Origin of the sequence: Galbitalea soli, from assembly GCF_010686725.1 — a bacterium.
GTDB lineage: Bacteria > Actinomycetota > Actinomycetes > Actinomycetales > Microbacteriaceae > Galbitalea > Galbitalea soli.
Genome location: NZ_JAAGWZ010000001.1, coordinates 1,015,908 through 1,042,694, shown reverse-complemented (window position 1 = coordinate 1,042,694; position 26,787 = coordinate 1,015,908). Strand labels below are relative to the sequence as shown.

At 71.3% G+C, this 26,787-nt stretch carries 26 protein-coding genes; 17 read left to right on the top strand and 9 right to left on the bottom strand.

Annotated features, from left to right (window positions below):
- The first annotated feature begins 1 nt into the window (after nt 1).
- Both G3T37_RS04900 and mobA read left to right on the top strand, forming a co-directional pair.
- The gene (locus tag G3T37_RS04900) at nt 2-1,123 is read left to right on the top strand and encodes a uroporphyrinogen-III synthase (protein ID WP_163472311.1); all 1,122 of its coding nucleotides are present in this window, start codon (nt 2-4) and stop codon (nt 1,121-1,123) included.
- A gap of 113 nt (nt 1,124-1,236) precedes the next feature.
- Nucleotides 1,237-1,860, top strand: a complete 624-nt coding sequence (gene mobA / locus G3T37_RS04895) for a molybdenum cofactor guanylyltransferase (RefSeq protein ID WP_163472310.1) — start codon at nt 1,237-1,239, stop codon at nt 1,858-1,860.
- Nucleotides 1,861-1,867: 7 nt separating this feature from the next.
- Here mobA and G3T37_RS04890 read toward each other — a convergent pair whose 3' ends face one another.
- The 4 genes from G3T37_RS04890 to G3T37_RS04875 form a co-directional block, all read right to left on the bottom strand.
- On the bottom strand, nt 1,868-3,490 hold the full coding sequence (locus G3T37_RS04890) for an FAD-dependent oxidoreductase (RefSeq protein ID WP_163472309.1): 1,623 nt from the start codon (nt 3,488-3,490) through the stop codon (nt 1,868-1,870).
- A complete protein-coding gene (locus G3T37_RS04885) occupies nt 3,487-5,586 on the bottom strand; it encodes a molybdopterin oxidoreductase family protein (RefSeq protein ID WP_163472308.1) in 2,100 nt (699 codons plus the stop codon). The genes G3T37_RS04890 and G3T37_RS04885 overlap by 4 nt, the downstream gene beginning before the upstream one ends.
- 22 nt (nt 5,587-5,608) lie before the next feature.
- The gene (locus G3T37_RS04880; RefSeq protein ID WP_163472307.1) at nt 5,609-7,012 is read right to left on the bottom strand and encodes an MFS transporter; all 1,404 of its coding nucleotides are present in this window, start codon (nt 7,010-7,012) and stop codon (nt 5,609-5,611) included.
- Between the two features lie 174 nt (nt 7,013-7,186).
- On the bottom strand, nt 7,187-7,468 hold the full coding sequence (locus G3T37_RS04875; protein WP_163472306.1) for a hypothetical protein: 282 nt from the start codon (nt 7,466-7,468) through the stop codon (nt 7,187-7,189).
- A gap of 165 nt (nt 7,469-7,633) precedes the next feature.
- On the opposite strand from G3T37_RS04875, the gene G3T37_RS14795 reads away from it, so the two are divergent.
- From G3T37_RS14795 to G3T37_RS04845, 6 genes are all read left to right on the top strand, one after another.
- Nucleotides 7,634-8,137 carry a universal stress protein gene (locus G3T37_RS14795; protein WP_163472305.1) on the top strand — a complete coding sequence of 168 codons (504 nt, stop codon included), beginning with the start codon at nt 7,634-7,636 and terminating at the stop codon, nt 8,135-8,137.
- Nucleotides 8,134-8,598 (top strand): CrcB family protein, encoded by a 465-nt coding sequence (locus G3T37_RS14790; protein ID WP_163472304.1) that lies wholly within the window; start codon nt 8,134-8,136, stop codon nt 8,596-8,598. Before G3T37_RS14795 ends, G3T37_RS14790 begins: the two co-directional genes overlap by 4 nt.
- Nucleotides 8,595-8,972, top strand: coding sequence for a fluoride efflux transporter CrcB (crcB, locus tag G3T37_RS04860; RefSeq protein WP_163472303.1), 378 nt, complete (start codon nt 8,595-8,597; stop codon nt 8,970-8,972). Before G3T37_RS14790 ends, crcB begins: the two co-directional genes overlap by 4 nt.
- A 127-nt stretch (nt 8,973-9,099) precedes the next feature.
- Complete coding sequence (locus G3T37_RS04855; RefSeq protein ID WP_163472302.1) at nt 9,100-10,470, top strand: MFS transporter; 1,371 nt, start codon at nt 9,100-9,102, stop codon at nt 10,468-10,470.
- Nucleotides 10,471-10,493: 23 nt separating this feature from the next.
- Entirely contained in the window at nt 10,494-11,714 is a 1,221-nt protein-coding gene (locus G3T37_RS04850) for an alanine racemase (protein ID WP_163472301.1), read from the top strand.
- Entirely contained in the window at nt 11,711-13,027 is a 1,317-nt protein-coding gene (locus G3T37_RS04845; protein ID WP_163472300.1) for a D-arabinono-1,4-lactone oxidase, read from the top strand. Before G3T37_RS04850 ends, G3T37_RS04845 begins: the two co-directional genes overlap by 4 nt.
- Nucleotides 13,028-13,059: 32 nt before the next feature.
- Here G3T37_RS04845 and G3T37_RS04840 read toward each other — a convergent pair whose 3' ends face one another.
- From G3T37_RS04840 to G3T37_RS04830, 3 genes are read right to left on the bottom strand one after another with little or no spacing between them, the layout of a single operon-like run.
- The gene (locus G3T37_RS04840; RefSeq protein ID WP_163472299.1) at nt 13,060-13,584 is read right to left on the bottom strand and encodes an adenine phosphoribosyltransferase; all 525 of its coding nucleotides are present in this window, start codon (nt 13,582-13,584) and stop codon (nt 13,060-13,062) included.
- Between the two features lie 28 nt (nt 13,585-13,612).
- The gene (locus tag G3T37_RS04835; RefSeq protein WP_163472298.1) at nt 13,613-14,347 is read right to left on the bottom strand and encodes an ABC transporter permease; all 735 of its coding nucleotides are present in this window, start codon (nt 14,345-14,347) and stop codon (nt 13,613-13,615) included.
- Nucleotides 14,344-15,066 (bottom strand): ABC transporter ATP-binding protein, encoded by a 723-nt coding sequence (locus G3T37_RS04830; protein WP_163472297.1) that lies wholly within the window; start codon nt 15,064-15,066, stop codon nt 14,344-14,346. Before G3T37_RS04830 ends, G3T37_RS04835 begins: the two co-directional genes overlap by 4 nt.
- A 159-nt stretch (nt 15,067-15,225) precedes the next feature.
- Here G3T37_RS04830 and G3T37_RS04825 point away from each other — a divergent pair, with 159 nt between their 5' ends.
- Both G3T37_RS04825 and G3T37_RS04820 read left to right on the top strand, forming a co-directional pair.
- Nucleotides 15,226-15,792, top strand: a complete 567-nt coding sequence (locus G3T37_RS04825) for a LemA family protein (protein WP_163472296.1) — start codon at nt 15,226-15,228, stop codon at nt 15,790-15,792.
- Nucleotides 15,793-15,918: 126 nt separating this feature from the next.
- Nucleotides 15,919-16,842 carry a M48 family metalloprotease gene (locus G3T37_RS04820; RefSeq protein WP_163472295.1) on the top strand — a complete coding sequence of 308 codons (924 nt, stop codon included), beginning with the start codon at nt 15,919-15,921 and terminating at the stop codon, nt 16,840-16,842.
- Here the strand turns inward: G3T37_RS04820 and G3T37_RS04815 are convergent.
- Both G3T37_RS04815 and G3T37_RS04810 read right to left on the bottom strand, forming a co-directional pair.
- The gene (locus G3T37_RS04815) at nt 16,839-18,068 is read right to left on the bottom strand and encodes a DNA glycosylase AlkZ-like family protein (protein ID WP_163472294.1); all 1,230 of its coding nucleotides are present in this window, start codon (nt 18,066-18,068) and stop codon (nt 16,839-16,841) included. The two genes, G3T37_RS04820 and G3T37_RS04815, sit on opposite strands and share 4 nt — an antisense overlap.
- A gap of 45 nt (nt 18,069-18,113) precedes the next feature.
- Nucleotides 18,114-18,797 carry a phosphonatase-like hydrolase gene (locus tag G3T37_RS04810; protein WP_163472293.1) on the bottom strand — a complete coding sequence of 228 codons (684 nt, stop codon included), beginning with the start codon at nt 18,795-18,797 and terminating at the stop codon, nt 18,114-18,116.
- A 181-nt stretch (nt 18,798-18,978) separates the two neighbouring features.
- On the opposite strand from G3T37_RS04810, the gene G3T37_RS04805 reads away from it, so the two are divergent.
- The 7 genes from G3T37_RS04805 to ilvA all read left to right on the top strand — a co-directional run bounded on the left by G3T37_RS04805 (nt 18,979) and on the right by ilvA (nt 26,776).
- On the top strand, nt 18,979-20,103 hold the full coding sequence (locus tag G3T37_RS04805) for a TIGR03364 family FAD-dependent oxidoreductase (RefSeq protein ID WP_338401183.1): 1,125 nt from the start codon (nt 18,979-18,981) through the stop codon (nt 20,101-20,103).
- 209 nt (nt 20,104-20,312) lie between these two features.
- Nucleotides 20,313-21,464, top strand: a complete 1,152-nt coding sequence (locus tag G3T37_RS04800) for an ABC transporter substrate-binding protein (RefSeq protein WP_163472292.1) — start codon at nt 20,313-20,315, stop codon at nt 21,462-21,464.
- 13 nt (nt 21,465-21,477) lie between these two features.
- Nucleotides 21,478-22,383, top strand: coding sequence for an ABC transporter permease (locus G3T37_RS04795; protein WP_422110971.1), 906 nt, complete (start codon nt 21,478-21,480; stop codon nt 22,381-22,383).
- The gene (locus G3T37_RS04790; protein WP_338401181.1) at nt 22,380-23,207 is read left to right on the top strand and encodes an ABC transporter permease; all 828 of its coding nucleotides are present in this window, start codon (nt 22,380-22,382) and stop codon (nt 23,205-23,207) included. Before G3T37_RS04795 ends, G3T37_RS04790 begins: the two co-directional genes overlap by 4 nt.
- The gene (locus G3T37_RS04785; RefSeq protein ID WP_163472291.1) at nt 23,204-24,280 is read left to right on the top strand and encodes an ABC transporter ATP-binding protein; all 1,077 of its coding nucleotides are present in this window, start codon (nt 23,204-23,206) and stop codon (nt 24,278-24,280) included. The genes G3T37_RS04790 and G3T37_RS04785 overlap by 4 nt, the downstream gene beginning before the upstream one ends.
- A gap of 62 nt (nt 24,281-24,342) precedes the next feature.
- Nucleotides 24,343-25,548 carry an AI-2E family transporter gene (locus G3T37_RS04780; protein ID WP_163472290.1) on the top strand — a complete coding sequence of 402 codons (1,206 nt, stop codon included), beginning with the start codon at nt 24,343-24,345 and terminating at the stop codon, nt 25,546-25,548.
- Nucleotides 25,541-26,776, top strand: a complete 1,236-nt coding sequence (ilvA, locus tag G3T37_RS04775; protein WP_163472289.1) for a threonine ammonia-lyase — start codon at nt 25,541-25,543, stop codon at nt 26,774-26,776. Before G3T37_RS04780 ends, ilvA begins: the two co-directional genes overlap by 8 nt.
- Nucleotides 26,777-26,787 lie beyond the last annotated feature (11 nt).

Sequence of the window (26,787 nt, the reverse complement as noted above, 5' to 3'; positions counted from 1 at the left end):
GATGGATGACCCCACCGTCGCGGCGTTCCGACCCGATCAACTGGACGGGTTCCGCATCGGCGTGACCTCCGACCGACGCTCGGAGGACCTGATCGACGCCTTCGAGCGCCGCGGGGCCACCGTGCTGCACGCGCCCACCCTGCGGATCGCGCACGCCCAGCACGACGACCCCATTCTCGACGACACCCGCGCGGTGATCGCGGCCCGGCCGGAGATCCTGCTCGCCAGCACCGGGTACGGGATCCGCCGCTGGTTCGAGGTGGCCGACGCCGCGGGCCTCGGGGATGCCCTGCTCGAGGCGCTCTCCGGGGCGACCATCCTCGTGCGCGGCCCGAAGGCGCGCGGGGGCATCCGCGCCGCCGGACTCAACGACTCGGGCATGAGCGAGGTGGAGACGACGGCATCGCTCGTGACGCTCGCGATGAGCGAGTACCCCGACGCGCGCACGATCGCGGTGCAGCTGCACGGCTACACCGACGAGGCGCAGCTCGCGAGATTGCGGGTGAACCACGAGGTGCTCACCGTCGCGCCCTACCGCTGGTCGCGCATCGACGAGACGAACGACCGCGTCCAGCGGCTCATCGAGGCGACCTGCTCGCGCCAGCTCGACGCCGTCACCTTCACGAGCGCCCCCTCCGTCGACGCCTTCCTCATCGCCGCCGAGGCCCTCGGCCAACTGGATGCGGTGGTCGCGGCCCTGCAGGGCGACGTGCTCGCCGCCGTGGTCGGGCCGGTCACGGCGGGCCCCCTGCTCGCGCTCGGCATCACGCCCATCCAGCCGGACCGCTTCCGGATGGGCGCCCTCATCCGCCTCGTCTGCGAGTACCTGGAGACGCAGCGGGTCGCCCGCGTCTCCACCCACAGCGGTGAACTCGTGCTGCGCGGCTCCGTCGCGGTGGTCGGCGGCACGCGGGTTCCGCTCGCGCCGACCTCGGTCGCCCTCCTCCGCCAGCTGATGGAGACGCCGGGTGCAGTGCTGTCGCGCAGTCAGCTCGCGGTGGCCCTGCCGGGCATCCAGGATGACCACGCCATGGAGGTCGCGCTCAGCCGGCTGCGCGCCTCGCTGGGCGCCCCCGGGCTCGTCTCGACGGTCGTGAAGCGCGGGTACCGGCTCAACGTCTGAGCGCGGCTGACGCGCCGGATTTCACATCGCGCTCAGCACTCTGTGAGCTGTTCGTTACGAGCGGTCACGAGACCGTCACCCGACTGTCATCCCGCGTGCCTAGGGTTGACCCCATGGCACGCGACGAGGCACAGGACTGGGACGCGATCATTCTCGCCGGGGGTCGCTCGACGCGCCTCGACGGCTTCGACAAGACGGCCCTCGTCTACCGGGGGCACTCGCTGCTCGACCACGCACTCGCCGCCGTGACGGATGCCCGTGCCGTGGCCGTCATCGGCCCCCTCGAGCTGCGCCCGCGCCTCGAACGCGTCGCGGCGCGCGGACGCCTCACTCTCGCCACCGAGCACCCGCGGTTCGGCGGTCCCGGCTGCGCGGTCGCGCGCGGGCTCGAGTCGCTGCCGCTGCCGGCCTCGGTGTGGACCGCCGTGATCGCCGCCGACCAGCCGCACATCGGTCTCGCGCTCAGCACACTGCTCGACGAGCGCCGCCGCTTCCCCGCCGCGGACGCCCTCATCGCCAGGGACGAGGCGGGGGAGCTGCAGCCCCTGACCGCGCTCTACCGCACCGCGCGCCTCGCTGCGGCGGTCGCCGCCGCGGGACCCCTCGACGGGATCCCCATGCGGGCACTGATCGGGCGGCTCTCCGCGGTCGCGGTCCCGCTCGGCGAGCTGCTCTGCGCCGACATCGACACCTTCGAGGACGCGGCCGCGCACGACATCGTGGTTCGACGCGCCTGAGGGGCGGTCAGCCGACCGGTGCCGGCAGTACGTCTGCCACCGACTCGGCCGCCTGATCCAGGAGGGCCACGATCCGATCGCGGCATCCGCCGCACCCCGTGCCCGCGCGGGTCGCGGACCCGACCTCGCGGACGGTCGCGCTGCCGCAGGCGATCGCGTGGCTGATGGCGCGACCGGTCACCCCGTTGCAGCTGCAGACGACGTCGTCGGGGGAGGCCGACCGGAGGGCACCGTGGCCCGGCGCGCTGCCGTCGAGGGCGAGCAGGGCAGAGCGGTCGGGCGGGAGCTCGCTGCCGCGCTCGAAGAGCAGGGTGAGTTCGGCGGCGAGGCGCGGGAGCCCGGCGCAGACGAAGCCCGTGAGCACGCCGTCGCGCGTCGTCATCGTCGCGTAGCGGCCTCGCGCGGGGTCGACCCACTGGGTGACCTCGACGCCGGGCTCTGACGCCCACGGGTCGGCGCCGAGCTCCCCGGCGGCGCAGACGGATACGCCCTCCGCCTTCAGCATCACGACGGGTCGGCGCTCGGCGGGCAGCAGCGCGGGCCGCTCCCCGGCGCGCAATTCGGCGGCGAAGACCCCGGCGAGCCAGGCCGCCTGCCGCCAGCCGGGCCCGATGAGGCCGCTCGGGGCGCCGGTGACCCGCGGGTGCTGACCGGGCGCGACGGTCGAGCCCCCGCCGCGCTGGTCGGTCGCGGCGACCGGGGTCGCGATGTGGGCGCAATCGCCGATGGCATAGACGTCTGGGTCGCTCCAGCTGCGCAGTTCCTCATCGACGAGGATCCCGGTGGAGACGGCGAGGCCGGCACGATCGGCCAGCTCCACCCGCGGTGCGACGCCGCAGGAGAGCACGAGAAGGTCGCCGTCGATCTGCTTGCCGTCGGCGCAGAGCAGGGCGTCGAAGTGGCGGTGTCCGTCGTCGCTCGTCGACAGGACGACGCTCTCGGCGCGCGAGTGGCTCGTCATGATGACGCCCGCGGCGCGCGCGGCCGCCGCGAGCATCCGCCCGCCCCCCGCGTCGAGGTTCCGTTCCATGGGTGCGTCACCGTGGTAGACCGTGACGACCTCGGCGCCCTGCTCGCGCGCGGCGAGCGCGAACTCCATTCCGAGCACCCCGGCGCCGAGCACGATGACGCGCCGCCGCTCGCGCACGGCCGCCCGCACGGTGTCGGCGTCGGCGAGATCGCGCAGCACGACGACCCCGTCGGGCAGTCCCGCGCTGTGGCCGTCGAGGGCGGCATCGGCGCGCGCGGCAGCCCGCCCGATGCGCGGGCGCTCGAGCCCGGCGAGCGTCGGAATGTTCGCGCGCGCCCCCGTCGCGAACACGAGCCGGTCGTAGGGCACGGTCGTGCCGTCGCCGAGCCGCACGAGCTGGCGGGTGCGGTCGATGCCCTGCACCCGCTGACCGAGGCGGATCACCACCCCCGCCTCCCGCGCGGCTTCCGCGTCACCCAGCTCCAGTCGCTCACGGTCGGCCCGCCCCACGGCGTACTCCGCGAGCAGCACGCGGTTGTAGGGTTCGTGCTCCTCCGCGCCGACGACGGTCAGCCGCGCGCGCCCCTCCCGCACGAGCGGAAGCACTTCCTCGACGAAGCGGGCACCGACGGGCCCGTAGCCGATCAGGACGATCCTCATCTCACTCCTCCCACGGGTCGCACCGTCACGGTGGTTCGCTTGAATTCCGGCATACCGGAGATCGGGTCGACCGCGCCCTCGGTGAGCAGATTGGCGCTCTCCGCACCCGCGTAGTGGAAGGGGAGAAACACGGTGTCGTGCCGTATGTCGGCGCTCAGCTGGCTCACGCAGCGCACGGTGCCCCGCGTGGTGCTGATCTCGACCGGTGCCTCGTCGGCGATGCCGAGACGGTCGGCGGTCGCGGGGTGGATCTGCAGGCGGGCGATCGGCTGGGCGTCCTGCAACTCGGGCACGCGACGGGTCTGGGCCCCGGACTGGTAGTGCTCCAGCAGCCGTCCCGTGATGAGGGTGAGCACTCCGTCGCGCTGGGCGGGGTCGTCGGCCGCGCGGGCGCGCACCGGCACGAGCCGCGCTCGCCCGTCGTCGTGGGCGAAGCGGTCGAGGAAGAGCCGCGGGGTGCCGGTGGAGCCGGTGGGGTAGGGCCAGTAGGCGGCGACCCCGGTGTCGAGGAGCTCGTGACTGAGCCCCGAGTAGTCGGCGAGTCCGCCGGCGGAGGCGCGGGCGAGCTCGTCGAACACGACGGACGGCTCGGTCGACCAGACCGAGGGCGCGTCGAGCCGAGCGGCGAGCTCGCGCAGGATCCAGAGTTCGCTGCGCACCCCGTCCGGGGCGTCGAGGGCGCGGCGACGGCGCAGCACCCTCCCCTCGAGCGAGGTCATCGTCCCCTCCTCCTCGGCCCACTGCGGCACGGGGATCACGACGTCGGCGAGCGCGGCGGTCTCCGACAGCACGAAGTCGCACACCACCAGGAGGTCGAGCCGCTCCAGCGCGGTGCGCACCGCGGCCGCGTCGGGAGCCGAGACCACGACGTTGGAGCCGTGCACGAGCAGGCAGCGCACCCCGCCGGGTTCCCCGAGCTCCCGCAGCAGTCGGATGGCGGGCACGCCCGGGCCCGGAATCGTGGCGGCGTCCACGCCCCAGACCGCGGCGACGTGCTCGCGCGCGGCCGGGTTGCTGATCGAGCGGTACCCGGGCAGCTGATCGCACTTCTGCCCGTGCTCGCGGCCGCCCTGCCCATTGCCCTGGCCGGTCATCGTGCCATAGCCCGACCCGGGGCGCCCGACGAGTCCGAGCGCGAGCGCGAGATTGATGGCCGCGGTCGCCGTGTCGGTGCCGTCGACGTGCTGCTCGACCCCGCGACCGGTCAGGATGAACGTCCCCCGCCCGCGCGCCAGCCGCCGTGCCACCGCCCGCAGCTGCTCGACCGGAACCCCCGTCCGCGCCTGCACCGCCTCCGGCCACCACGGTGCGGTACTTCGGCGCACCCCCTCCCAGCCGCTCGTGCGCTCCGCCAGATAGTCGTGGTCGACGAGATCCTCGGCGATGACGAGGTGGAGCAGCCCGAGCAGGAGCACGAGGTCGCTCCCCGGGGTGGGTTGCAGGTGGATTCCCGCGCCGTCGTCGGTGAGTGCGGCGGTGGCCGACCGGCGCGGGTCGACGATGATGAGCCCGCCGCGTTCGCGGACGCCTGCGAGATGCGCGACGAAGGGCGGCATGGTCGCCGCGACGTTCGAGCCGAGGATGAGCACCGTGTCGGCATCGTCGAGGTCGGTCACGGGGAAGGGCAGTCCGCGGTCGACGCCGAACGCCCGGTTGCCCGCCGCGGCGGCCGACGACATGCAGAACCGGCCGTTGTAGTCGATGCGACTGGTGCCGAGGGCGAGGCGGGCGAACTTGCCCAGCTGATAGGCCTTCTCGTTGGTGAGCCCGCCGCCGCCGAAGACGGCGACCGAGTCGGCCCCGTGCTCACGGCGACTCGCGCGCAACCGGTCGGCGATCAGGTCGAGCACGGTGTCCCAGTCGCTCTCGGCGAGGCGACCGTCGGCGCCGCGCAGCAGCGGTCGCGTCACGCGGCCCGGCGTGCCGAGCACCTCGGCCGAGGTCCAGCCCTTCTTGCACAGCCCGCCGCGATTGGTCGGGAAGTCGCGGCCACCGACCACCGGGATCCCCGGGTGGTCGGCGGCCGGCGCGCCCAGCGACATGCCGCACTGCAGCGCGCAGTAGGGGCAGTGGGTCGCTGTGGTCACGCGGTCCATCCTCGGCGTCGGTCCCGCCGGCTCAGACGCGACGGCCGGTCGAGGTGCGGCGGAGGTAGAACACTCCGGTCACGGCGAGCATGACCGCGTAGGCCATCACGAACCATCCGAGCGCGGTCGTGTAGTTGCCGAAGCCGGTCTTCGAGAGCCCGAGCAGCTGCGGGATGACGAATCCGCCGTAGGCGCCCACCGAGGAGATGATGCCGAGCGCGGCCGAGGTCTTGCGGCGCGCGCTGACGTCGCCGGCGTGCGTGTGCGGGTCGTGCGAACCGGCGCGCAGCGCGAACACGGTGGGGATCATCCGGTAGGTCGAGCCGTTGCCGATGCCCGCCGCGGCGAAGAGCACGAGGAAACAGCCCAGGAAGATCCAGAAGTTGCCGAGCGGGAGGGTGCCGATGACCGCGAGGGCGCCGAGCCCCATCACCACGAAGGCGCTCATGGTCACGAGCGCGCCGCCGAAGCGGTCGGCGAGGCGACCCCCGAACGGTCGGGCGACCGAGCCGACGAGCGAGCCGAGGAAGGCGAGCGAGAGCGTGGAGGCGCCGACCGCGAAGGTGGAGAAGCTCGGGAACTGGTCGGCGATGAGCTTGGGGAACACGCCCGAGAAGCCGATGAACGAGCCGAAGGTGCCCACGTACAGGAAGGCGAGGATCCAGAGGTGCGGCTCCCGCAGCGCCGCGAGCGAGCTGGCGACGTCGGCCTTCGTGTTCGACAGGTTGTTCATGTACTTCGACGCGCCGAAGGCGGCGAGCAGGATGAACGGCACCCAGATCCACCCGGCCAGCGGCAGGTTCAGCGAGCCCGCCGCCCCCACCGTGATCACGATGGGCACCACCAGCTGGGCCACCGAGGCGCCCAGGTTTCCGCCCGCGGCGTTGAGCCCGAGCGCCCAGCCCTTGCGGGACTGGGGGTAGAACGAGGTGATGTTGGCCATCGAGCTCGCGAAGTTGCCGCCGCCGAATCCGGCGAGCGCCGCGATGAACAGCATGACCCCGAACGGCGTCGCCGGGTTGCTCACCGCGAAGCCCAGTCCGACAGCGGGGATGAGCAGCAGCAGGCTCGACACGATCGTCCAGTTGCGCCCGCCGAAGCGGGGCACCATGAAGGTGTAGGGGAAGCGCAGGGTCGCGCCGATGAGGCTCGGCATCGAGATGAGCCAGAAGATCTGGCCGGTGTCGAAGGTGAAGCCGGCCTTCGGGAGCGAGACGACGACGATGCTCCACAGCTGCCAGACGATGAAGCCGAGGAACTCGGCGAAGATCGACCAGCGCAGGTTGCGCGCCGCGATCCGGGCTCCCTCGTGCTGCCACTGCGCGGCGTTCTCGGGGTCCCAGCCGTCGATCCAGTTGTGGGCGCGGTAGTGAAGGGATGGGGCGGGGGCCTCGTCGACGAGGGCGACGGGCGGAGCGGTCTCTGTCGTGGTCATCGAACTTCTCCTTGCGTGAGGGGAATGCGGATGACAGTGACGCTAGGGCCACGATGTTTCCCGGGGGCGCGCGTTCAGCGACGCGGGAGTAACAAAGAACTCACGGCTGCGGAAGCCCGCGGTGAGGTGCTGCCGCGAGCACGGGGCGACCGCGCGGAGCGCCCGTCTCCCGGGTCAGCGGCGCCGCTGCCGCGGCTCGTTCGGCCGGCGGCTGAGGTCGCGAACGCCGAAGACGGCGAGAGCGCCCGCGCACACGCTGATGACGCTCGCGAGCACGGTCTCGACGATGGAGTGGGAGAGCGTGATGACGATGAGTCCGCCCACGCTCACGGTCATGGCGAACAGGATCACGGCGATCATGGGCAGGTCGCTGTCGCCGTCACCGGCCGAGCTGCGGCTTCCGCGCGCATCGAGGGCGGGCCGGCGGGTGCGGGTGATCGTGGATGATCCCTGCATGGTACGGCCTCCCTTCGTCGTTGGTTCCACTCTCCAGTGAGTGGCGACGCGCGACAACTCTAGCGAAGTGAACCATCGGTGAACAGCATGTGACGCCCCGCGCGCCTGTCGCCGCCGTGAGCCGCGTGCCAGAATGAGGGGAGCGCTCTGTCGTCGAGGAGACCCATGACCAGCCCGCACGCGTCCGTGATCGTCGTCGGTGTGACACCGGGCCAGCCCGACGCGGTCGTTCAGCGCGCGGCGGTCTTCGCCGGGCACTTCGACGCCGAGCTCGTCTGCGCCTGGGTCGACGGCAGCCGGTACCGCGTCTCCGAGAACCCCGACGGCTCGGTCGTCTCACTCCCACTCGACCCGGATTTCTCCGACACGAGCGACCGAGGCATCCCGCAGGGCGTGCTCGACCAGCTCACGCGACTCCTCGACCCGCTGCCCGTGCGCTGGTCGACGCGCGAGCTCGCGGGCGACCCGGCGCACGCCCTCGGTCGCCTCGCCGACCGTCTCGGCGCGCACATGATCGTCGTCGGCACGCGGGAGGCGGGCCTGCGTGGATCCGCGCGCGAGTTCTTCAACGGCTCGACCGCGCTGCACCTCGCGCACCGCCAGCACCGTCCCGTCGTCGTGATCCCGCTGAAGCCGGTCGACACCGAGCTGACGTGGGGAGAAGAGTGAGTCGGCCGGTCCACCGGCACAAGCGGTTTCTCGCTCTCGTGGCCGTCGGCGGCGCCCTCGGCACCGCGCTTCGTGAACTCCTCAGCCTCCTGGTGCCGGCGATCGACGGCGTCGCGGTCGTCATCGTGGGCATCAACCTGCTCGGCGCCCTCGCCCTCGGCGTGCTGCTCGAGGCCCTCGTGCGGAGCGGGCCCGACGAGGGGCGCCGCCGCGCGATCCGCCTCTTCGTGGGCACCGGGGTGCTCGGCGGGTTCACCACGTACAGCACCCTCGCGGTGACGACCGCCGGGCTGCTCGGGGAGGGGCGCGCGGCGGTGGGGCTCGGCTATGCGCTGGGCTCGGTCATCCTCGGTGCCCTGGCCACCACGCTGGGGATCGTGATCGGTGGTGCGTGGCATCGGCGCGCCCGGGTCGCCGCACCGTCGAACCAACCCGCCCGCTCGACGGGGGAGCGCGGATGACCCCCCTCCTCTTCCTCGGCATCGCCGTCGCCGGCGGCGTCGGGGCCGCGCTGCGCTTCTTCGTCGACGGTCTGGTGCGGTCGCGCTGGCCCGCCGGGTTTCCCGTGGGCACCGCCCTGATCAACGTCTCCGGATCGCTCGTGCTCGGCTTCGTCGCCGGACTCCTCGGCCACGGCGCCCTGCCGCCCGGCTGGGAGCTCGTGCTCGGCACCGGCCTCATGGGCGGCTACACCACCTTCAGCACGGCGAGCGTGGAGTCGGTGCGCCTCATTCAGGCGCGGCGGTACGCGGCGGGGGCGCTGAACCTGTTCGGCGTGCTCGTCCTGGCGGTTGCGGCGGGGGCACTCGGGCTGTGGCTCGGGGGATTTGTATAGTCGCGTTGTAGAGACACGCCAAGAAAGTCAATTGCGAAACGGCTTCACTATTACACTGGGCGCACCACTCCGCCTCACTCATCCCGCAGCCCAGGATGCCGATCGCGTCACCGCTTAGGAGCCAGCAATGACGTCATCCGCAACGCCCGTGACCCGCTCGCCCTTCGCCGAGCCGACGCGCCGGGTGGGGGGAGGCTGGATCGCCCTCTTCGCGACCGCCTGGCTCGGAATCTGGATGGCGCAGCTCACCCCGATTCAGCTGCTCCTGCCGACCCAGGTCGAGAAGGTCCCCGGCCTCGCCCGCAGCATGAGCACGGCCATCCACGCCGCCGCCGGCAACGACTGGGTCTACGCCGTCGTGGCCTTCGGGATCATCTCGGGCATCGCGGGCGCCTGCGCCCTCATCGCCTACCCGCTCACCGGTGCGCTCTCCGACCGCACGACCTCGCGGTTCGGCCGCCGCCGCCCGTGGATCCTCGGCGGCACCGTGCTCTTCGCGGCCGCCCTCGCGATCCTTGGGGCACAGGATTCCATCGTCGGCATCGGGGTGTTCTGGTCGCTCGCGATCATCGGATTCTGCGTGGTCACCGCCTCCATCACCGCGACGATCTCCGATCAGGTGCCCGTCAACCAGCGCGGCTTCGTCTCCGGCTGGATCTCGGCCCCGCAGGCGATCGGCACCATCCTCGGTCTCCTGCTCGTCGTGGTCCTGGCGCTCACTCAGGTGGTGGGATACCTGCTCGTCGCGATCCTGGTCGTCGTGCTCGTGCTTCCCTTCGTGCTCACGGTTCCCGACCAACCGCTGCGCCCCGAGCTTCGCCCGCGGTTCAGCCTGCTGATCCTGCTGCAGGGCTTCTGGATCAACCCGCTGCGCCACCCGGACTTCGGCTGGACCCTGCTGGGCCGCATCCTCGTCAACCTCGGCAACGCCCTCGGCACCACTCTGCTGCTCTACTTCCTGCAGTACGGGCTGCACGAGACGGCCGATGGTGCCCAGGGCAACCTCCTGGTGCTCACGGGCATCTACCTCGTCTTCTTCATCGTCGCGGCCCTCGGCTTCGGGCGCCTCAGCGACGCCATCGGCCGCCGCAAGGTGTTCGTCTACGTCTCCGCCTACCTCCAGGCGCTCGCCGCCCTTCTCCTCGCCTTCGTGCAGGACATCAACATCGCCTTCATCGCCGCGGGCCTGCTCGGGTTCGGCTACGGCTGCTACATGTCGGTCGACCAGGCCCTCGCCACGCAGGTGCTGCCCGACGCGCACTCCCGCGGCAAGGACCTCGGCATCATGAACATCGCGACCGCGGTGCCGCAGGCCGTCGGCCCGCTCCTCGGTGCCTTCATCGTGCTCTGGTTCTCGACCGAGAACACCTCGGTGGGCGTCGGTGCGGCGGCCGACACCGCCACCCAGTCGAGCGGTTTCGCCGCCCTGTTCGTCGCCTCCGCGATCGCCGCCGTGCTCGGGGGCCTCGCCATGGCTCCCATCAAGAGCGTCAAGTAGCCGACGGCCACCGAGCGACTCCCATGCAGCTGGTTCCCCCGACCGCCACTCCGTGGACCAGCCCTCGGGAGTACTGGCCGATGCTCGCCGACGCGACGCACGGGCTCGAGACCCCGGTCGGAGTGCTCTGCGCGGAGGCGCTCGCGCACAACGCCTTCGACATGCTGCGCCGCGCGGCCGGCACCCCGATCCGGGTGGCGAGCAAGTCGGTGCGCGTTCGCGGGGTGCTCGACGCGGTCCTCGCGCTCCCCGGCTACGCGGGCGTGCTCGCCTACACCCTGCCCGAGGCGCTCTGGCTCGCGGAGACGATCGACGACGTCGTCGTCGGCTACCCCACGGTCGACCGCGCGGCGATCGCGGCCCTCGCCCGGGATGACCGGCTCGCCGCGCGCGTGACCCTCATGATCGACTCCGTCGCCCACCTCGACCTCGTCGACGCGATCGTCCCGCCGCGAGCGCGCCCCGCGATCCGCGTCGCGATCGAGCTCGACGCCTCCTGGGACGGCCCGGTCGGCCACATCGGGGTCCACCGGTCCCCGCTGCACGCGCCCGCGCAGGTGCGCGCTCTCGCCGAGGAGGTCGCCCGGCGCCCCGGCTTCGCGCTGGTCGGGCTCATGGCGTACGAGGCGCAGATCGCGGGGCTGGCGAACCGGCCCGCGTCGCGCGTGCGGGGCACGATCATCCGCGCCCTGCAGTCGCGCTCGATGCGCGAGCTGCGCGCCCGCCGGGGCGAGACGGTCGCCGCGGTGCGCCAGGTCGCCGAGCTCGAGTTCGTGAACGGGGGCGGTACGGGATCGCTCGAGAGCACGGCCGCCGACCCGAGCGTCACCGAGATCGCCGCGGGGAGCGGGCTGTTCGGCCCGCACCTCTTCGACCAGTACGCGCACTTCCAACCCGCGCCCGCGGCCGCCTTCGCGCTCTCCGTCGTGCGCAAGCCCGAACCCGCGATGGCGACACTGCTCGGCGGCGGCTGGATCGCCTCGGGCCCGCCCACCGCCGATCGCCAGCCGCAGCTCGCCTGGCCGCTGGGCCTCGAACTGCTCCCGCAGGAGATGGCGGGCGAGGTGCAGACACCGCTGCGGGGTCGCGGCGCGGCATCGCTCCGGCTGGGCGATCGCGTGTTCCTGCGCCACACGAAGGCGGGGGAGCTCAGCGAGCACCTGCTGTCGTTCGCGGTGGTCGAGGGCGGCCGCGTCACCGAGACGCTGCCGACTTATCGCGGCGAGGGGAAGGTGTTCCTGTGAGCGTCGAGCTCGGTCCGGCTGAGCCGTGGACCAACTGGGGGCGCAGTGCGAGCAGCCGGCCCGCCGCCGTCGCGCGTCCCACCACGGTGGACGAGGTGCAGCAGCTCGTGCGCCTCGCCGCCGACCGGGGGATGACCGTCAAAGCGATCGGCGCGGGCCACAGCTTCACCGCCATCGGGGCGACCGACGGCCTCCGCCTCGATCTCTCCGGTCTCCGCGGCGTCCGTGCGGTGGAGGGTGCCCTCGTCACCCTGGCCGCGGGCACCCACCTCTGGGAGCTCGAGAGCCTGCTCGCCCCATACGGGCTCGCGCTCGCCAACATGGGCGACATCGACCGCCAGACGATCGCGGGCGCCACCTCCACGGGCACGCACGGCACGGGGGCGGCCTTCGGCGGCCTGTCCACGCAGATCCGCGCCGCGACGATCGTGACCGGCACGGGCGAGTTCCTGCGGGTGAGTGCCACCGAGAACGCGGAACTGCTGCCCGCGGTGGCCCTCGGGCTCGGCGCGCTCGGCGTCGTCGTCGAGCTGACCGTCGAGTGCGTCCCCGCCTTCCTGCTGAACGCGGTCGAGCGCCCCGAGCGGCTCGGGACCGTGCTGGAGGAGTGGGGCGACCGCGTCGCCGGGGCCGACCACTTCGAGTTCTACTGGTTCCCGCACACCGAGGTCGCCCTCACCAAGACCAACACGCGTCTGCCCGTGGATGCCCCGCGCGCTCCGCTCGGCCGCGCGCGGCGCTGGGTCGATGACGAGCTGATGGCCAACGGGTTGTTCGGCGGCACGGTCGCCCTCGGACGCGCCGTTCCAGCCCTCGTGCCCCCGATCAACCGGATCTCAGCGCGGCTCACCGGCAATCGCGGCTTCACCGATCTCTCGACCCGCGTTTTCGTCACCGACCGGCGCGTGCGGTTCCGCGAGATGGAGTACGCGATCCCGGTGGCCGAGGTGCCGGATGCCCTGCGCGAGATCCGCGCCCTCATCGAGCGCCGCGGCTGGCGCATCTCCTTTCCCGTGGAAGTGCGCGCGGCGGCCGCCGACGAGCTGATCCTCTCGACCGCCGCCGGGCGCGCGAGCGGGTACATCGCCGTGCATCGCTCCTGGCGGGAGGACCCCGAGGAGTACTTCCGCGGGGTGGAGGAGATCATGATCGGCCACGGCGGTCGCCCGCACTGGGGCAAACTGCACTACCGGGATCGCGCCTCGCTCGAGACGGTGTACCCGCGGCTCGCCGAGTTCGCGGCCGTCCGCGACCGACTCGACCCCGAGCGGCGCTTCGCCAACCCCTACCTGAACCGCGTTCTCGGCCCCTGAACCGACCCCGCGCCGTGCGAGGCGGTGGCGGGTTACAGCGTGACGAGCGAGCGGACGGTGTGCCCGGCGAGAACCGCGCGCCCGCCAAGGCCCTCGAGCTCCAGCACCACGCTGACTCCGGCGACCGTCCAGTTCGCCCGCTGCACCAGGTCGATCGCGGCGCTGAGCGTGCCGCCGGTCGCGAGCAGGTCGTCGAGCACCAGCACGCGCGAGGCGGGGGGAAGGTCATCCGGCTGCAGTTCGAGCGTGGCGCTGCCGTACTCGAGGTCGTACGACTGCGACAGGTGCGGGCGCGGGAGTTTGCCCGGCTTGCGGATGATCAGCATTCCGACCCCGAGGGCGTAGGCCGCCGCGGCCGCCAGCACGAAGCCGCGCGCCTCCACGCCCGCGACCGCGTCGACCTCTCCGCGAAAAGGCTCCACGAGAGCGTCGGTCACCACCCGCAGGGCCTCGCCGTTCGCGAAGACGGGCGTGAGGTCGCGAAACAGGATGCCCGGCTTGGGAAAGTCGGGAACGGTCGCGGTGAGGGAGGTGATGAGGTCAGCGGCGGAGGGCATTGCCCCATTCTCTCAGGGCGTCGCGCGGCTACCGCGTCTGACGTCGCAGGGTGATCGAGGCCAGCACCACGAACGCGAGCGCGAACCAGCCGACGATCGCGAGCTCCCCGAGCACCTCCGAGGTGCTGTTCGCGTCGGCCGCCACCTTCTGGAGCGCGGCGATGGAGTGCGAGAGCGGGAGCCAGTCGGAGATGATGCGCAGCACATCCGGCATCCGGTCGCGCGGGATGAAGATGCCGCCGAGCAGGATCTGCGGGAAGACGAGTGCCGGCATGAACTGCACGACCTGGAACTCGGTGCGTGCGAAGGCGCTGACGAAGAGGCCGAGGGTGGTGCCCAACAGGGCGTTCACGACGGCCACGAGCACGAGCAGCCAGGGATCGCCCGCGACCGTGAGACCGCAGACCCAGACCGCGTAGCCGACGGCGATGAGCGCCTGGACCACGGCGATGAGGCCAAAGGCCAGGGCGTAGCCGAGGATGAAGTCCGCTCGCCCCATCGGCATCGTCATCAGTCGCTCGAGCGTGCCGCCGCGTCGCTCGCGGAGCGTCGTGATGCTCGTGATGAGGAACATGACCGTGAAGGGGAACAGGCCGAGCAGCGCGGGGCCGACCACCTCGAACACCGACGTGCCCGAGAAGATCCACGACATGAGCCCGATCAGCAGGCTGGGCACGAGCAGGAGCAGAGCGATCGTGCGGGGATCGTGCCGCACCTGCGTGAGCACGCGCACGGTCGTGGCGATGGTGCGGCGCCCGTTCATCGCCCGGCTCCCGCGACGAGGGCGAGGAAGGCGTCGTCGGCGTCGGTCGTGCCCGTCGAGCGGAGCAGCTCCTCGGGTGTGAGATCGGCCAGAACGCTGCCCTGATAGAGCAGGACGATCCGGTCGCACCGCCGGGCCTCGTCCATCACGTGGCTGCTCACGAGGAGGCTCACCCCGCTCGCCGCGAGTCGCGCGAAGAGTCGCCACAGGTCACGGCGCAGCACCGGGTCGAGGCCGACGGTCGGTTCGTCGAGCACGAGGAGTCGGGGCGAGCCGAGAAGGGCGATGCCCAGCGACACGCGAGTCAGCTGCCCGCCGCTCAACCGCGACACGAGACGGCCCGCGAGGGGTGCGAGGTCCACCTCGTCGAGCACGCGCGCGACATCGCTGCGGGGTGCGCCCAGGATCCGCGCGAAGTAGGCGAGGTTCTGCGCGACGGTCAGGTCGTCGTAGACGCTGGGTGCCTGGGTGACGTAGCCCACCCGGCGCCGGAGAGCGGGGGAGCCCGCGCGCTCCCCGAGCACGCGCACCTCGCCGCCGTCGATGCGCTGGGCGCCGACGATCGCGCGCATGAGCGTCGACTTGCCGCTGCCGCTCGGGCCGAGGAGTCCGACGAGCTGCCCCGGAGGCACCCGCAGTTCCACGCCGTGCAGCACCTCCACGCCGCCCCGACGCACGCGGAGCGTCGTGGTCTCGATCGCGGCGTCGCTGCTCGTCATGTCACGAATGCTCGACCTTCCGGACGGTCGTGTCAACGGGCGCGACACTCCGCGCTCGGCCCCACGCCGGCGCCCGGGTCCGTGCGCACGCCGGGAGTTGGCTTTGAGCTTCGCGTGCAGCGGGTGAGAGCCGAGGCCTGCTCCTTTATAGTTCTAGGCATGGAAACCCTCATCGTCGTCGGCGTCATCGTCGTGCTGATCGTCATCGTCGGCATCTACCTCTGGTCGACCTACAACTCCCTGGTGACCCTGGGCGTGCGGGTGGACGAGGCGTGGAGCGACATCACGGTGCAGTTGAAGCGGCGGGCGGATCTGATCCCCAACCTCGTCAACACCGTCAAGGGCTACGCGACCCACGAGAGCGGCGTCTTCGAGGCCGTGACCCAGGCGCGCGCGGCGACTCTGTCGGCCACGACCCCCGCGCAGGCCTCCGCCGCCGAGAACCAGATGCAGAGCGCCCTCAAGAGCATCTTCGCCGTCGCCGAGGCGTACCCGCAGTTGCAGGCCAGCCAGAACTTCCTGCAGCTGCAGGGCGAGCTCGTCGACACCGAGGACAAGATCCAGGCCGCCCGGCGCTTCTACAACGGCGGAGTGCGTGAGCTGAACACGAAGATCAAGATCTTCCCCAACAACGTCTTCGCCAAGCGTCTCGGCTTCACCGCGCGCGACTTCTTCGAGGTGGCCGACTCCGCCGCGATCGCCGAGCCGCCGCGGGTTCAGTTCTGATCGGGTCGACGACTCCGTCGGGTGCGTTCCCGACGACCCGTCCCCGCAGCACTCACCCCCGCACCCAGTCACATCGACAGCCACTCACCCCGACACCCAGTCACCCCGACACCGAGCGAGAACTGAATGTATAGGGCCATCGCCGCCAACAAGCGCAACACCGTGCTGATCATCTCGCTGTTCCTGGTGATCGTGGCGGCGATCGGCTTCGCGGTGAACTACCTCTGGGGCGGCGGTCGCTACGGCGACTACTCGATCTTCATCTTCGTGGTCATCGGTGCGGGGCTGTACACCCTCATCCAGTACTTCGCCGCGGCGTCGCAGGCGCTCGCCATCACCGGCGCCATGCCCATCCAGAAGGCCGACAACCCCCGGCTGTACCGCATCGTCGAGAACCTCGCGATCACGACGGGCATGCCCATGCCCAAGGTCTACATCATCAACGATCCGGCGCCGAACGCCTTCGCGACCGGGCGCGACCCCAAGCACGCGGTGGTCGCCGCCACCACCGGGATCCTCGAGATCATGGACGACGACGAGCTCGAGGGCGTGATGGCCCACGAGATGGGGCACGTGCAGAACTACGACATCCGCGTCTCCACCCTCGTCTTCGGTCTCGTTGTCGCGATCGGTTTCATCGCCGATGTCGCGCTGCGACTGAGCTTCTTCGGCGGCTTCGGTGGCAACAACCGCGACAACAACAACAATGGCGGCGGGGGCGGTGGCAACCCGATCGTGCTCGTCATCGGGATCGTGGCGCTCATCATCTCGCCGATCGTCGCGGCGATCATCCAGGCGGCCATCTCGCGCCAGCGCGAGTACCTCGCCGACGCGACGAGCGCCATGACGACCCGCAACCCGGGCGAGCTCGAGAGCGCCCTCAAGAAGCTGGGCGAGTACGGCCGACCGGTGCGGCGCCAGAACTCGTCGATGGCCCACATGTGGATCGCCGACCCGAACAAGCCGGGCATGATCGAGAAGCTCTTCAGCACGCACCCGCCGATCGCCGACCGGATCGCCCGGCTCGACAAGATGGGCGGCAGCTTCTAGCTCGCGGGCACCACCGGGGTGACGCCGAGTTCGGCCGCGAGCGCCGGGGCCAGCGTGCCGCGCGCGACGACCTCGACGCCGCCCAGCCCCTGCCACTCGGCCGTCTCCCGCAGCAGTTGGGCGATGCGTGCCTCGTCTCCTCCGGGCGCGCCCTCCTCGCGCCAGGCCGACTGCACGCGCAGCACTCCGCGCTGCCGATCGCTCTTGAGGTCGATGCGCGCGGGAATCGTGTCGTCGACGAGCACGGGCAGCGTGTAGTAGCCGAAGCGGCGCTGGGCCGCCGGGGTGTAGATCTCGATGCGGTAGTGGAAGTCGAACATCCGAAGCGCGCGCTCGCGCTCCCAGACGACCGGGTCGAAGGGCGAGAGCAACGCGGTCGCGGCCAGGCGCCGGGGCATCGCGGCGTCGCGGTGCAGGAACGCCGGCAGCGGTCGTCCGCCGCGCTCCCAGCCGTCGACCGTCACCGGCAGCACCTCGCCGCCGTCGACGAGGTCGCGCAGGGCGCTCTTCGTCGCCTCCACCTTGAGCCGGTGGTAATCGGCGAGGTCGCCGACGGTGCCGATGCCGTGCGCGAGGGATGACCGCCGCACGAGCTCGCGCACCGCATCCGTCTTGGCGACCTCGGCGTTCAGGATCTCGCGCGGCAGCACCTGTTCGGCGAGCCCGTACACGCGCTCGAAGTTGCGCCGCCCGGCCGGCACCACCTCGCCCCACATGAACAGGTACTCGAGGCCGAGCTTCACGTCCGACCAGCCCCACCAGCTGCCGGTGCGACGGCCGGCGTCGTGCTCGATCTCGCTCGACCGCAGGGGGCCCTTCGCCGCGAGCTCGGCGCGCAACCAGTCGAGCATCGACGCGTTCGCGACCGCCCAGCTGTCGGGGTTGCCAAGGCTCTTCGCGCGACGCTCGGCCATGTACCAGCGCCAGAGCGGCCAGGTGCCGGTTGGGATGAAGGCCGCGACGTGCGCCCAGTACTCCGTGTACCGCGCCCGGCGGCCGAAGGTCATCGCGTCGAGCAGCGATTTGTCGTATCCGCCCAGTCGGGCGAACAGCGGGAGGTAGTGGCTGCGCTCGAAGACGTTGACCGAGTCGATCTGCAGGAGAGCGAGGCGCTCGACGGCGAGGGCGAGCTGCCGCGTGCCGACGGTCGCGGTGCGCGGTCGACCGAATCCCTGCGCCGCGAGCGCGACCCGGCGCGCCGCCGCCGCGGAAAGCTTGTCCACCACGTCAGCGACTCTACCGAGCGGTGCCGACACCGGCGGCGCCGCGCCTCAGGAGAGGTCGAGCAGCCCCGGCAGCTCGGCGACGCTGGTCAGCAGGTGGTCGAGCGGGTGGCCCGCGAAGTCCTCGGCGTCGAGGGCGCCCGACAGCACCCCGACCGCGACGACGCCCGCGTTGCGGGCCGCCTGCACGTCGACCACGGTGTCGCCCGCCGCGAGCACCTCGCGCACGTCGGTGATCCCGGTCGCCTCCATCGCGTGGTGGATGAGGTAGGGCGCGGGGCGGCCGGCTGCGACAGCGGAGGTGGTGACGACGGCGTCGAGCAGATCATCCGGCCCCGTCCCGACGGTCCAGCCGAGGGAGGCGAGCAGGGGCGCGGCGACCTCGTCGTCGAAGCCCGTCGTGAGCGCGATCCGAACGCCGCGGTCGCGCAGCTCCGCGAGTGCCGCGGCCACGCCCGGCAGCTCGACCGGGGGATTCTCGGCGTACAGCCCGGCGAGGATCTCGCGGAAGCGCTGGAAGGCGCGGGTGACCGTGTCGACGTCTGGGGCTGCGCCGCCGTCCTCCATCAGGGCGGCGATCGCCTGCACCTTGTCGGTGCCCATCCAGCGCTGCAGGTCACGGGGCTGCACCGTTGCGCCCGTCTCCTCGACCGCGCTCTGCAGCGCGCGGTACACGGCGCCGTGGTCGTCGATCGTCGTACCGGCCATGTCGAGCGCCACCAAGCGGATCAATCGCCGCACCTCTCCTCGCACCCTGCTGCCTCGGCTCAACCCCGGTCGGGTCCACGCCCGGTCCAGTCTCGCGCTCGCGGGGCTCGCGCGGCGAACCGGGCGGTGACGCGGGGGTGAACATCGGGCGACGGACGCCCCCGGCGCCTTGCCCCGCGCGCTCGCGCTCGCCAGAGTGGGCCGCGTGAGCGAATACATCGCAGAATCCGACCTGCTCATCGTCGGCGCGGGAATCGTCGGCCTCGCGCTCGCGGCGGCCGCGCTCCGGCGGGGCCTCAGCGTCACCGTCGTCGAGCGGGATGCCCGCGCCGTCGGCGCCTCGGTGCGCAACTTCGGCCACTGCTGCACCACGGCGCAGTCGGGGGAGCTGCTCGAGCTCGCCCTCCTCGCGCGCGAGCGCTGGCTGGAGTACGGGCGGGCCGCGGGAATCATGACCCTCCAGTCCGGCGCGCTCGCGGTGGCGCGGAGCCGCACCGAACTCGAGGTGCTCGAGCAGCTCTCGGCGTCGCGCGAGGTGGGGCAGGTCGTTCCGCTCTCCTCCGCGGAGGTGCGGGAGACCTTCGGCGACCGCTCCGACGTGCGGATCATCGGCGGCGCCCGGCTGCGCGACGACCTCCGGGTCGATCCGCGCGAGGCCGTCGGGGGACTCGCGGCGTGGCTCGCCGGGCGCGGAGTGCGCTTCCTCTGGCAGACGAGCTACCAGGGCGGGGAGGACGGGGTCGCACGCACCAGCCGCGGCAGAATCCGGTCCGCTCGCACGCTCGTGAGCGTGGGGCACGAGCTGGATTACCTGTTCCCCGCGCTCGCGGCCGAGCACGAGGTGCAGCGCTGCGGGCTGCAGATGGCGCGGATCGCGGTGCCGGAGGGGACGGTCATCCGGCCGGCGGTGCTGACCGGCACCTCGATGCTGCGCTACCCCGCGTTCGCCGAGACGCCCGCTGCCGCGCGACTCGCGCGGGAGATCGGGGAACGCAGCCCCGAGCTCATCGCGATCGGAGCGAACGTGATGTTCACCCAGCGCCCCGACGGCACGCTCATCGTCGGCGACAGCCACTTCTATGCCGACACCATGCACCCGTTTCAGGACGAGGCGACGAGCGAGCGACTGCTCAGCGAGATCGTGGCGCTCCTGGGGCTGCGTCGCCTGCGCGTGGTCGAGCGCTGGCAGGGGGTCTACGCGTCCAGTCCCCGCCAGCCGTTCCTGGTCGCCGAGGCGGCGCCGGGCGTCACCGCGGTGAGCGTGACCTCGGGCGTGGGGATGACCATCTCCCTGGGCCTCGCGGAGCGCGTGCTCGACGGCCTCGGCTGAGCCGCCCGCGGCCGGCCGTGCGAGCGGGTGCGGGAGGTCATCCGCGCCCCCGCCCGGTGGCAACTCGCCAGCGAGCCTTTGCCTGGCGTTCACCCGCGTGCACCCGCGGCGTCACACTCCGCGCGCATGCTCACTCGTGGATCGACCCCCGGGATCCGACAGTCCGCCCCACAGCGCGGACGACCGAGGTCGATCACATGGAGGATCACTTGATTACCACGCGTCACCTCGCCGGAGTGGCCGTCATCGCGGCCGTTGCGATCTCGCTCACCGCGTGCGCATCCAGCAACACGACGACGGCTCAGGCCGGATCGATCTCGAAGGCCACGGCCGAGAAGGCCACCAGCGCGCAGGACTTCGGCGGCCTCGACGGCCTCGTGAAGGCCGCGGAGGCGGAGGGCCAGCTCAACGTCATCACCCTGCCGCCGAGCTGGGCCAACTACGGAGCGATCATCGCCGGCTTCGAGAAGAAGTACCCGAAGATCCACATCAACTCCGCGAACCCCAACGGGTCGAGCGCCGACGAGGTCGCGGCCGCCAAGGCGCAGAAGGGCCAGTCCACGGCCCCCGACGTCTTCGACATCGGCACTGCGGTGCTGAACCAGAACCTCGACCTGATGGCGCCGTACAAGGTCTCGAACTGGGCCGACATCCCGGACGCCGACAAGGACCCCAACGGCACCTGGTTCTACGACTACACGGGCCTCATGTCGATCGGCTACGACTCGAGCAAGATCACGACCCCGCCCACCTCGCTCACCGACCTGCTCGGCCCGGCCTACAAGGGCAAGGTCGCGATCAAGGGCAACCCCACGCAGGCGAACGAGGCGGCGAGCGCGGTCTACCTCGCCGCGCTGCAGAGCGGTGGCTCGGCCGACGACATCCAGCCCGGCATCGACTTCTTCCACAAGCTGAAGGCCGCGGGCAACTTCCTCTCGGTGCTGCCGACGCAGGCGACCGTCAACTCCGGCGAGACCCCGGTGGTCTTCCAGTGGAGCTACAACAACCTCGCCTGGGGTCCCGCGGGCGGCTCCTCGGCCAACCAGAACTGGAAGACGCTGATCCTCCCGGGCACCGCGGTCGGCAGCTACTACAACCAGGCCATCAACGTGGACGCCCCGCACCCCGCCGCCGCTCGGCTGTGGGAGGAGTACCTCTACACCCCCGAGGTGCAGAACCTCTTCCTGGCCTCGGGTGCCTACCCGGCGACGCTCGCCGCCATGGTCGCGAACAAGACCGTCGACCAGACCGTGCTCGACAAGGTCGGCGCCGCGCCGGCCAACCTCGTGCAGCTGACCGCCGACCAGGCCACCAAGGCGGCGACCCTGCTCGCCTCCGGGTGGGCCGCCGCCATCAAGTAACGCCCCCTCGATGATGACCGCCGCGACCACCTCCGCGCCGGCCACCACCATGCGCGGCGCCGGGGCACCCTCCCGGCGCCGCAGCCTGGTCTGGCTGGGACTCACACCGTTCGCCGCCTACGTGGTGCTGTTCCTCGGCGTGCCCGCGGTCGTCGCGGTCGCGAGCGGCTTCCTCGACGCGAGCGGAAAACCGACGCTGCGCAACCTGGCGGCCCTCGCTGACCCGACCATCCAGCAGGCGTTCCTCGCCTCGTTCGGAGTCTCGGCGGTCACCGCCGTCCTGGGCGCGGTCATCGGCGCACTCGTGTGCTTCGCGCTGCTGGGCACGCGGCCCGACGGAATGCTCCGCACCGCCGTCGACTCCGCCGCGAGCGTGCTCGCGCAGTTCGGCGGGGTCATGCTCGCCTTCGCCTTCATCGCCACCATCGGCGCCCAGGGGCTTCTCTCGGTCTGGCTGGTGAGCACCTTCCACCTCGACATCAATGCCGACGGGCCCTTCCTCTACTCGGTGCCGGGGCTCGTGATCCCCTACACCTACTTCCAGGTGCCGCTCATGGTCCTCACCTTCATGCCCGCGATGGAGGGGCTCAAGCCGACCTGGGGCGAGGCGACCGCCACCCTCGGCGGCACCCGCCTCAGCTACTGGACTCGCATCGCCATGCCGATCCTCGCCCCCGCCTTCTTCGGGAGCGTGGTGCTCCTCTTCGCCAACGCCTTCTCGTCGTATGCGACCGCGGCGGCGCTCATCGACCAGGGCGGCATCGTTCCGCTCAGCATCAAGCAGCAGCTCACGAGCGAGACCGTCGTGGGCGTCTCGAACGTCGCGGGGGTGCTGGCGCTCGGGATGGTCGTCGTCATGGTCGCACTCATGAGCCTGTATTCGCTGCTGCAGCGGCGCGCCGCCCGGTGGCAGCGGTGAGCGCTGCGCGGTACGGCGCCGAGCCGTCGCGGACCGCGCGCGGGGTCATCCTCGGGATCGTCGGTCTCGTGTTCGTCGTGCCGATCATCGCGATGGTGCAGTTCAGCCTGCGCATCGGTCAGACCGACAGCCACGGTGTGCAGAAACTGGGATTCCAGCACTATCTCGACATCGTGCAGCCCGCGAACGAGGCCGACTACGATCAGCTCTTCCAGGGGCTCGGCAACTCGCTCGTGATCTGCGCCCTCACCGTCGCGATGGTGCTCCTGCTGCTCCTGCCCACGATGATCCTCGTCGAGCTCCGGTTCCCGAGCCTGCGGCGCGTGCTCGAGTTCGTCTGCATCGTGCCCATCACGATCCCCTCCATCGTGCTCGTCGTGGGATTCGTGCCGGTGTACTCGGTGGTCGCGCAATTGTTCGGCAGTTCGCCGTGGACCCTCGCATTCGCGATCGGGATCATCGTGCTGCCCTACGCCTACCGGCCGATCGCCACCAATCTCGCCTCGGTCGACGTCGTGATCCTGAGCGAGGCGGGCCGCTCGCTCGGCGCGGGGTGGGGGAGCGTGCTCACGCGGGTGATCGTGCCGAACCTGCGGCGGGGCATCCTCTCCTCGGTGTTCATCACGATCGCCGTCGTGCTCGGCGAATTCACGATCGCCTCGTTCCTGAGCCAGAACACCTTCCAGACCGCGCTGATCCTGCTCCAGCAGACCGACCCCTACGTCGCCGTGATCTTCGCGGTCGTCGCCCTCGTCTTCGCCTTCATCCTGCTCGTCGTCATCGGCCGAATCGGAAGCGTCGGCCGCTCCCGGAGGACCCCATGACCGCCATCATCACGACCGACACGGCCGCCACCTACGTCGCCCGGGAGGGCGCGACGGTGCAATTAGTTGGCGTGGTCAAGGACTTCGCGGGGCACCGGGCCCTCGGCGGCGTCGACCTCACCCTCCGGCCCGGCGAGTTCGTCGCGCTTCTCGGCCCGTCGGGGTGCGGCAAGACGACGGTGCTCCGCACCCTCGCCGGACTCGAGCAGGTGACCGCGGGGCGCATCCTCATCGACGGGGAGGACGTCGCGACCGTTCCGGTCAATCGCCGCGATCTCGGCATGGTGTTCCAGGCCTACTCGCTCTTCCCGCACCTCACCGTGCTGCAGAACGTGGAGTTCGGGCTGCGGATGCGCCGGGTGGATGCCGGGGCCCGCCGCCGTCGCGCCGCCGAGGCCCTCGAGATGGTCGGCCTGGCCCACCTCGGCGCCCGTTACGCGCACCAGCTCTCCGGGGGCCAGCAGCAGCGGGTCGCGCTCGCCCGCGCTCTCGTCACGCGCCCGCGCGTGCTCCTGCTCGACGAACCCCTCTCGGCGCTGGACGCGAAGGTGCGCGTGCAACTGCGCGACGAGATCCGGCGCATCCAGACCGAGCTCGGCATCACGACCCTATTCGTCACACACGATCAGGAGGAGGCGCTCGCCGTCGCCGACCGGGTCGCCGTCATGAACGCGGGCGCGATCGAGCAGATCGGCACTCCGGAGGAGCTCTACACCACCCCGATCACACCCTTCGTGGCGGGCTTCGTGGGTCTCAGCAACCGCGTGCCCGGCGAACTGCGCGAGGGCGTGGTGCACGTGCGCGGCACCGAGCTGCCACTCTTGGGCGCGAGCCAGCCGGACGGACCGGTCATGGCCCTGATCCGCCCCGAGAACATCGCCTTCGCCGACGAGGGAATCCCCGCCACCGTCGTCACGACGAGCTTCCTGGGGAGCGTGCGGCGAACGCAGCTGCGGCTCGATGACGACACCCTGTGGTCGGTCCAGCACGACGTCGCCGATCGCCCGGAGACCGGGGCGGCCGTGCATCTGCGCCTCCGGCAGCACGCCGTCTCGGCCTCGCCGCTGCCGTAGCACGTATGGGGCTCGGGGCATACCATCAGTCGGCCTCTCGGGCCGAGTTCTAGACTGAGCGGATGAAGCTCTGGAAAGCCCGGGTGTCGCCGCAGGCGGCGGTCGGCAGGAAGCCCCTGACCGGTCCGGATCGCAAGCGAGCGATCGAAGAGGCGATTCCGGTTCCCGTCGAGATCGCGGGCCAGTGGTCGTGGCGCATCCTCGTCGTGATCGGCGTTCTCGTCGTGTTCGGGTACCTCATCGCGACCCTGAAAGACATCGTCGTGCCGTTCATGGTCGCGATCCTTGTCTCGGCCCTTCTCGTGCCCTTCAAGCAGTACCTGCAGCGTCACAACTGGCCGCGGTGGCTCGCGATCGTCGTTCCGCTCGTGCTCACGCTTCTCATCGTGGGCGGGCTCCTCTTCATCGTGATCGCCCAGGTGCGCAGTGGCTACCCCGACCTCCAGGCGCGCACCGTCACCGCCTTCGACAACTTCCGCACCTTCCTCAAGACCTCACCGCTGCAGATCTCGGATGCCCAGTTCTCCAGTTACCTGGCGCAGATCGGCTCGACGCTCCAGTCCGACAGCGCCGCGATCCTGAGCGGGGCGCTCGCGATCGGCACCACCTTCGGGCACGTGCTCACCGGGTTCCTGCTCGCCCTCTTCGCCACGATCTTCATCCTCATCGACGGCGCCGCGATCTGGGGGTGGATCGTTCGAATCTTCCCGCACCGAGCGCGGACCGCCGTCGACGGCGCCGGTCGCGCGGGATGGGTGACGCTCACCGCCTTCGTGCGGGCGCAGATCCTCGTCGCGGCGGTCGACGCGATCGGCATCGGACTCGGCGCCTTCGTCGTCGGCCTCTTCTTCGGCGGCTTCCCCCTCGTCATCCCGATCGCGATCGCCGTCTTCCTCGGCTCGTTCATCCCGGTGGTGGGCGCGGTGATCACGGGGGCGCTCGCCGTCATCGTCGCGCTGCTGTACGACGGCCCGATCGCGGCCGTGATCATGCTCGCCGTCGTGCTCGGCGTGCAGGAGCTCGAGGGGCACGGGCTGCAGCCGTTCCTCATGGGATCCGCGGTGAAGGTGCACGGCCTCGCGGTCGTGTTCGCGGTCGCCGCGGGAGGCTTCCTCGCGGGCATCCCCGGAGCCCTGTTCGCCGTGCCGATCGTCGCGGTGGTCAATGTCATGGTGAAATACATCGCGAGCGGACGATGGCGCACGCTGCCTCATCCCGAGGCGCGCGACGTCGCCCTCGTAGCGGACGTGGTGAGCAGCGATGAATGATCCGGCAGCGGGCCCGAGCCTCGCGGAGTTCGAGGCGGCGCGGCTCGTCGTCGCCGACGTCGTCGACACCACTCCGATGGAGAGCTCGCGCTACCTCTCCGAGGTGCTCGGCGCCGAGGTGTGGCTCAAGTGCGAGAACCTGCAGCGCACCGGCTCCTACAAGATCCGCGGCGCCTACAACCGACTCAGCCATCTGAGTGCGGAGGCCCGGTCGCACGGTGTCGTCGCCGCCTCCGCGGGCAACCACGCGCAGGGGGTCGCCTTCGCGGCCCGTGAACTCGGCATGCGCGCGACCATCTTCATGCCCGTCGGTGTCGCCCTGCCCAAGCTCTCCGCGACCCGCGACTACGGCGCCGACGTCATGCTGCACGGCCACACGGTCGATGTGACGCTGCGGGCGGCGGCCGAGTTCGCCGCGGAAACCGGCGGGGAGTTCATCCACCCCTTCGACCACCCGGACGTCGTGGCCGGGCAGGGCACCCTCGGCCTCGAGATCCTCGACCAGGTGCCCGAGGTCGACACGATCATCGTGCCGATCGGCGGCGGCGGCCTCATCTCCGGCGTCGCGAGCGCGGTCAAGCAGCGCGCCGAGGTGCTGGGTCGCGAGGTGCACATCATCGGGGTGCAGGCCGCGAACGCGGCGGCGTATCCGCAGTCCCTCATCAACGGCGAGCCGACCGAGATCGTGATCTCGCCGACGATCGCCGACGGCATCGCCGTGGCGAAGCCCGGCACGCTGAACTTCGAGATCATCCGCGACATGGTCGACGAGGTCATCACCGTCGACGAAGACGACATCGCGAAGGCCCTCCTCGTGCTGCTCGAGCGCGCCAAGCTCGTGGTCGAGCCGGCCGGCGCCGTGGGCGTGGCCGCCATCCTGGCGGGCAAGGTGCAGCCGCGGGGCGTCACCGTCGCGATCCTCAGCGGCGGCAACATCGACCCGCTCATCATGGAGCGCATCGTGAGCCACGGGCTCGCCGCCTCCGAGCGCTACCTCAAGCTGCGCATCCCGCTCCCCGACCGCCCCGGGCAGCTCGCTCGCACGGCCGAGATCGTCGCCGAGTCGAACGCCAATGTCGTCGAGGTGCTGCACACGCGGCACGGCTCCGGCCTGCAGATCAGCGAGGTCGAGCTGGAATTGCACATCGAGACCCGCGGCCCGGAGCACGCCGAACTCGTGCTGCACAACCTCCGCGAGAACGGGTTCCACCCCCGCGTCGACTTCTGAACGGGACGGCG